This is a genomic window from Sphingobacterium sp. T2 (genome assembly GCF_000814685.1).
Lineage (GTDB): Bacteria > Bacteroidota > Bacteroidia > Sphingobacteriales > Sphingobacteriaceae > Sphingobacterium > Sphingobacterium thermophilum.
The window spans coordinates 1-7,193 of the sequence record NZ_JXAC01000281.1 but is presented as its reverse complement, the minus strand read 5'-3'; the positions used below and the strand labels follow the sequence as shown (position 1 = coordinate 7,193).

The 7,193-nt window shown below is 41.9% G+C and carries 4 protein-coding genes and 1 pseudogene; all 5 read left to right on the top strand.

Annotation, left to right across the window (positions count from 1 at the left end):
• Positions 1 to 230 precede the first annotated feature (230 nt).
• The gene (locus SD31_RS17715) at positions 231 to 1,499 is read left to right on the top strand and encodes a TonB-dependent receptor plug domain-containing protein (RefSeq protein WP_197053742.1); all 1,269 of its coding nucleotides are present in this window, start codon (positions 231 to 233) and stop codon (positions 1,497 to 1,499) included.
• Positions 1,500 to 1,515: 16 nt separating this feature from the next.
• A complete protein-coding gene (locus tag SD31_RS17710; RefSeq protein WP_197053741.1) occupies positions 1,516 to 3,258 on the top strand; it encodes a SusC/RagA family TonB-linked outer membrane protein in 1,743 nt (580 codons plus the stop codon).
• Between the two features lie 5 nt (positions 3,259 to 3,263).
• A complete protein-coding gene (locus SD31_RS14060; protein ID WP_039054579.1) occupies positions 3,264 to 4,904 on the top strand; it encodes a RagB/SusD family nutrient uptake outer membrane protein in 1,641 nt (546 codons plus the stop codon).
• A 321-nt stretch (positions 4,905 to 5,225) separates the two neighbouring features.
• A pseudogene (gene der, locus SD31_RS14055) lies at positions 5,226 to 6,534 on the top strand (ribosome biogenesis GTPase Der).
• A 30-nt stretch (positions 6,535 to 6,564) separates the two neighbouring features.
• Positions 6,565 to 7,193, top strand: a 629-nt coding sequence (locus tag SD31_RS14050) for a class I tRNA ligase family protein (RefSeq protein WP_231561691.1), incomplete at its 3' end; no start/stop codon positions are given.

Sequence of the window (7,193 nt, the reverse complement as noted above, 5' to 3'; positions counted from 1 at the left end):
CCCCGCTACTAATCAAAAAAGCCTTACATTGATGAATGTAAAGGCTTTTTTKTGTCCTTTCCTGCTTTTCTTTCCAAGAAAATTGATTTAATTAAAAGTTGATTGTTAACGCAAATCGATTTCGTTTGTTGCTGCTATGGTATTTCAGATCAAAAATCCTATTATTGGTGGGATTTAGTTCAAAAGATTCATCTAATGATCTATTTCGTTGCATTATAAATCTAAATTATATGGCAGTAACAAATTTTCGAAAAGGAAGGAGAAGTTCCTTGATATGGATGATGTCGGGCATGCTGATTTCTTCATTTCTTCCGTATCCGTCAAGGGCGGAATCATGGCGTTCAATCAATATTAATGCGGTTGTTCAACAGACCATACGTGGAGAAGTGAAAGGAAGTAACGGCGAAATACTTTCAGGGGTTACCGTAGCGGTGAAAGGAAAAAGTACCGTGTCTTCCACTGACAATACAGGCTCATTCTCCATTTCCGCCAGTGTGGGAGACATATTGGAATTTAAGAGTGTGGGATATGAAACTAAAGAAGTTGTGATTTCAACTAATTATGTTTCTGTTGTGTTAAATTATGAAAGCCAGGATATTGAAGAAGTGGTGGTGACAGGGTATTCCAGTCAACGGAGAGAGAATATTTCCGCATCTATAGCTACCATTTCTCCTAAAGAACTGCAGGATACTAAGTCTCCAAATATTTCCAATTTGTTGCAGGGAAAGGTTGCCGGTATTAACGTGGTTAATGGCTCAGGACGTCCCGGAGCACAGGGCAACATCCGCATACGTGGTCGTAATTCTATTTCGTCCAAAACATCTCCTCTATGGGTAGTGGATGGTGTAGTAATGCACGGCGTGCCGAATATCAGCCCTAATGATATTGCATCACTTTCGGTGCTTAAGGATGCAGCGGCAACAGCACAGTACGGTTCAAGAGGTACGAACGGGGTTATCGTCGTGACAACAAAGACGGCAGCAAATTCGGGAGCAGGCACATTTTCCGTAAATTGGATTACCGGCACTAGCCGTTTTAATCCGGGCAAATTTAAGCTGATGAATTCGGCAGAACTATGGGATCTCTATCAAAGCTACAGCAACCAATCTGCAATTCCTAGTAACGTGACCGAAGAGGTGCTGAAGACAGACTACGATTGGGTGAAGAACGGTACGCAAGCAGGTAAGCTAAACGACTTAAATGCTTCTTATTTGGGTAGAACGGACCGCACTTCTGTAGCCTTAGGCGCCAACTATTATGCGGAAGAAGGATCGGTAAAAGGATACGATTATGAGCGTATTTCCGGAAGAATCAATATTGATCATAAACTTACGGATAAGATAACTTTCAAGCCTAAGCTGAATGCTTCTTACACCACCTATGACAGTAGGCAGCATTCTTTGTACGATATGTATCTTTATATGCCGTGGGATCAACCTTACAATGCTGATGGAACTATAAAAAATCCAACAGGCAGGAGGTATAACTTGGTATGGTAGGGATAATCGCAACTACTTGTACGATCTACAGTTCAACTACGGTCAGGGACAGACATTCAATATACTCTCGAATTTGGACTTTTCTTATCGTATCAACGATAAATTCACTTTCGAGTCGATGAATAACCTGACTTACTACAATCAAACCACCCTTTCGTATGTGGATCCTAACTCCAACTCAGGATTGGGAAATCAGGGTTCTGTGTCTCAGTTTGCAGACAAACGTATTACTCGCTTTTTCAACCAAATGTTGAAATATAATGATACTTTCGGCGAGAAGCATAATGTTGCTGCTTATGCGGCCTATGAGTATTCCGACTATGTTTACAGCAGTGTGGGGGCGGGAGGCAAAGGTATAGCTCCAGGATCTCAAATTATCGACAATGCAGCGGATTTTCTTTCGATGCAAGGGACGAAAAACGATTATGCTTTCCAGTCGGTATTGGTGCAGGCTTCATACAACTATGACAACCGTTATAACGTACAGGCTTCCTACCGGATAGATGGTTCTTCCCGATTCGGAAAGAACAATCAATATGGTAGCTTCTATTCTTTAAGCGGTGCATGGAACGTTCATAATGAAGCGTTTTTCAATACGGACAAGATTAACCAGTTACGTCTTAAGGCCTCTTTCGGACAGGTAGGTAATGTGCCTAACTCCCTATATGCTTCGTATTCGTTCTACAATCTGGACGGTCAGTACAACGGACAGCCGGCGGCCATCCCGGGACAATATCAGAATCTGGATGTAAGCTGGGAGCGTTCGCGGGATGCCAACGTAGGGGTTGAATTAGGCCTATTTAATCGAGTAAATTTTACGGCAGAAGCATACTATAAAAATACGAATGGATTGTTGTATAGCGTAGCGTTCCCTGCTACTGCCGGATGGAGCAACCAGTGGATGAATATAGGGGCTATCCGTAATAAAGGTGTGGAACTGGCTCTCAATGTTGATGTCTTTAATGCGGACAATCCTTTTCAATGGAATTTAGGATTTAATATTGCAACCAACAGCAACAAAATTAAGGGGCTGAAAGATAATACCGATATCAATAGCGGCAATAAGCGCTTTTCTGTAGGTAGAGACATAGACTCTTGGTATATGCGTAGATGGGCCGGCGTAAATCCTGATAATGGAGCTCCATTGTGGGAAAAGATTGACCCACAGACAGGAGAAGTCACCACCACTTCCAACTATAATGAAGCTACCTTACAGTTTGTGGGTACTTCTACACCTAAATACCAAGGGGGCTTGCTTTCGACGATGGAATATAAAAACTTCACGCTTACCACATCGTTGGCTTTCCTAAAAGGAGCTTATGCTTACAATGCTTCCCGAGAATTGTTTGACTCCGACGGTGCATATCCAACTTACAATAATATGGTGTTACAAAAGGGATGGTCACGATGGAGCGTGGATAACCCTCATGCTACGCATCCTGTAGCAATGTATAACAACAACAGTAGCTCTAATAAAACTTCTTCCCGTTATTTGGAGGATGCTTCTTTCATCCGCTTGAGGAATGTGACTTTAGGCTATACATTTAAGTCAGCCCTATTGAGCAAGTATAAGCTTAAAGGATTGAATATCTTCTTATCGGGAGACAACCTATGGACAGGAACTAAATTCTCTAGTTTGGATCCAGAGACAGCCTTGTCGGCAGCGAACGGCAGCCCAGGAGAGTCCGAAGAAGGAGATGCAACGTCACAATATCCTTCACCTAAGCGAGTTACTTTTGGTATTAACTTATCATTCTAAGTCCTATGAAATTATCGAAAATTGCAATATATGGTATTCTTGGAGCCTTTACGTTGAACGCCTGTTCGTTGGATAGAGCTCCTTATACGGCCTTGACCAATGAGTCAATAGAAAATACTCCGGGAGCGTTGGAAGCACTCAGCCTAGGAAATTATCACACCCTGAAAAGTTGGGTGGAAAACTGGCACCGTGTTACTGAATATCCTTCGGACAACGTATCGTTGAGTGGATCTACTACGGATAACCTCTTTTATAACTACAACTATCAACGTTTGGTGACCAATTCCCGTGTAAACAACTATTGGTCTAATTCCTACAAGATTATTGCAGGGACAAATGCTGTGTTGGAGGTAGTGAAAGAAGGAACGGACGCTGCCACCGACCAGATTATTGCCGAAAATCTGTATTTGCGCAGCTTGATGTATTTCTATCTGGCAAATGTTTTCGGAAGACCATATAATCAAAATCCGGAAACTAACTTGGCAGTGCCTCTTCAGCCGCAAGACAATCCTTTTGAGATAAAGGCCAGAAATACCGTTAAGGAAGTGTATGACGCTATAGAACAGGATCTCTTACGCGCCGAAAAGCTTTTCACAGCCTATAAAGGTAACATCTATGGTAATGTGTATGCTGCTCAGGCATTATTAGCCCGACTCTATCTGTATAAGGGTGATAATGAAAAGGCTATAGAATATGCCAATAAGGTAATCAATTCCGGAAAATTTGCTTTGCTTTCTACGGCCGATTATACCAAAATTGCGACAGCAGCACCAGAAAATAATCCGGAAACAATATTTGCCATCAAATTTGTGAAAGACGTAGACTATGCTTCTGATGGTTGGTACACTATCGGGTCTATGTATGCTAATATCGATGGCTCAGGGTGGGGAGAGATGTATGCTTCGCGTTCCTATTTAGAAGAGGTGCGCAAATATCCAGAAGATGTACGCTATTCTTTCATCAAGCCGGTGGTAGTTAATGAGAACGAACTTCATGCTTATTATGTCAACGACGACTATAAATATGAAAGTATTGTCGTAAGCCAGTCCGGTACAGATTATACCTATACAGAGAATGGAACGTCAAAGACTTTGATCAAGAGGTCTAACGGCGCTGGAAGTTTTGAGTATTTCATCAATATAGGAGGGAAAGAACGTACAGTATTGATAGATAAGAAGCTGGATGCCCGCAACGGATATCCGAAATATTATATCTTGAAATGTTCGGGACAGGAAGGTCAGGCTCACCTGTGGTCCCCTGTAATTTCGAGGTTGGCAGAACTGTATTTAATACGTGCTGAGGCAAATGCCAAATTGAACAAAATCCAAGAAGCTTTGGATGACGTCAATATCATCCGCAAAAGAGCAGGCATCCCTACAGCAGGATTATGGACAACAGCTAACCTAAGTGGCAAGTCAGCATTGGATGTGGTGCTGGAAGAAAGAAAATTAGAATTGGCATGGGAAGGTCATCGCAAGTTTGATGTGTTCCGTAATGGAAAGACGTTGAACAGAATGTATCCCGGAACCCATATAGCCAATCAAAACTCTTACTTAACCATTCCGGCCACATCCAATGTTATTGTGGAATATATTCCGGAACAACAGATTACATTGAGTAATGGAGTTTTGAAGCAGAACGATTAACTCCTTTCGCATAATCCCAAAAGGCAAGATAATCATCTTGCCTTTATTTTGAAGATTTGTTGTAGTTTTTCACATAAAGCTGGCGAAGCATTCTGTAAAGAGCGTATGGGCAGTCTTATCAGTAAAATTTAGGCGGATAAACTCCGTTTGTTGTTGTGTTTGATTAAAGTAAAGTTTAGGGCGCCAGTGGCGCCCTTTTTGTTCTACGTAAAATTCTGTCCATAGAATGCCGCGTATTTTATGTAACTTTGTGACCTATATTTCATTTTTGAAATAAGTTGCCGAGAGGGTAACGCGCGAGTTAAAATTTTATATTTAAGTATGGCAAACATAGTTGCAATTGTAGGTCGTCCTAACGTAGGTAAATCGACTTTATTCAATCGTCTTACAGAAAGTAGAAAAGCTATCGTAGATGATTTTAGTGGCGTAACAAGAGATCGTCATTATGAAACCGCCGAGTGGGTGGGTAAAAAGTTCACCGTAGTAGATACGGGCGGTTTTGTGCACGGCTCGGATGATATTTTCGAAAAAGCCATCCGTGATCAGGTTCTTATCGCAATCGAAGAGGCTTCAGTAATAATTTTTATGGTCGATGTATTGACCGGCATTACAGATTTGGATATGGAAATCGCAGATTTGTTGCGACGCACTTCTAAGCCTGTATATGTGGTAGCCAACAAGGTAGACCATGCAAAGCTGCATTACGACTCTTCGGAGTTTTATGCTTTTGGTTTGGGAGAGGTGTATAATGTTTCTTCTGTCACCGGTTCGGGAACGGGAGAACTGTTGGATGCGGTAGTGTCGCACTTTCCGGAGCCTATAGAAGATGAAGAGGAAGACCCGCTTCCGAAAATCACCATCGTCGGAAGACCTAACGTGGGCAAGTCATCTATGACCAATGCCCTGCTAGGAGAAGAGCGTAACATTGTTACGGATATTGCCGGTACTACACGTGATACGATCAAGATTCACTACAATAAGTTTGGTCATGAATTTATTCTTATCGATACCGCAGGACTTCGTCGTAAGAAAAAGGTGAGTGAGGATATCGAATTCTATTCGGTGATGCGTACCATCCGGGCGTTAGAAGATTCGGATGTGGTGATTTTGATGCTGGATGCACAGGAAGGGGTGGAAGCGCAGGATATTAATATTTTCCATCTTGCTGAGAAAAACAGAAAAGGAGTGATGATCGTTGTCAACAAATGGGACCTTATCGAGAAAGACCATAAGACAATGAAGGCTTTCGAAGCACAAATCAGAGAAAGGATAGCTCCTTTCACCGACGTGCCTATCATCTTCACATCTGTGGTAGAAAAACAACGTATCTTCAAAGTGGTAGAAACCGCGATGGAGGTGTATAGAAATAAAACGAAGAAAATCCCTACTTACCAAACTCAATGAAGTGATGCTGGATATTATCGAAAATTATCCGCCACCGGCATTGAAAGGAAAATATATAAAGATTAAGTATGCTACGCAGTTGCCAGGAAAGACGCCTATGTTCGCCTTTTTCTGTAACTTGCCTCAGTATATCAAGGATCCTTATAAGCGTTTTATTGAAAATAAATTGCGCGAAAACTTTGGTTTTACAGGGGTTCCTATTCAGATTTATTTCAGACAAAAATAATTTCCGCGGTCAAATTAACTAAAGTTCTATATGCAACATAATTTAGTAGTTTACAATACACTCACCCGTAAGAAAGAAAAATTTGAACCTATACATCCCAACATGGTGGGGATGTATGTGTGTGGTCCCACTGTTTATAGTGATGTACATCTTGGAAACTGTAGAACTTTTGTTTCGTTTGATTTGATATTCAGGTATCTTCGTCATCTGGGATATAAGGTACGTTATGTGCGTAACATCACCGATGCAGGACACTTAGAGGGAGATAATGATGAGGGCGACGACAAATTTGCCAAAAAGGCAAAGCTGGAGCAGTTGGAGCCTATGGAGATCGTGCAGAAGTACACCATAGGATTCCATGATGTGTTGCGCCTTTTCAATACCTTACCACCAAGTATAGAGCCTACTGCTACGGGACACATCATCGAACAGATAGAGATGGTGAAGCAGATCATTGCCAACGGCTATGCCTATGAGGTAAACGGTACCGTAGCAGTAGGCTCTATACTTGGTGGTAAGGTATTGAAAAGGCGCAACACATCATGGAATCCTATGGTGTACTTCTGCCACGATCCTACCATAGTCCTTCCAACCTTGCCATTCCACGTCCGCTTTTGCCTTTTTGGACAAATTTTGTCGTCCGCCCTTCATCATTTATC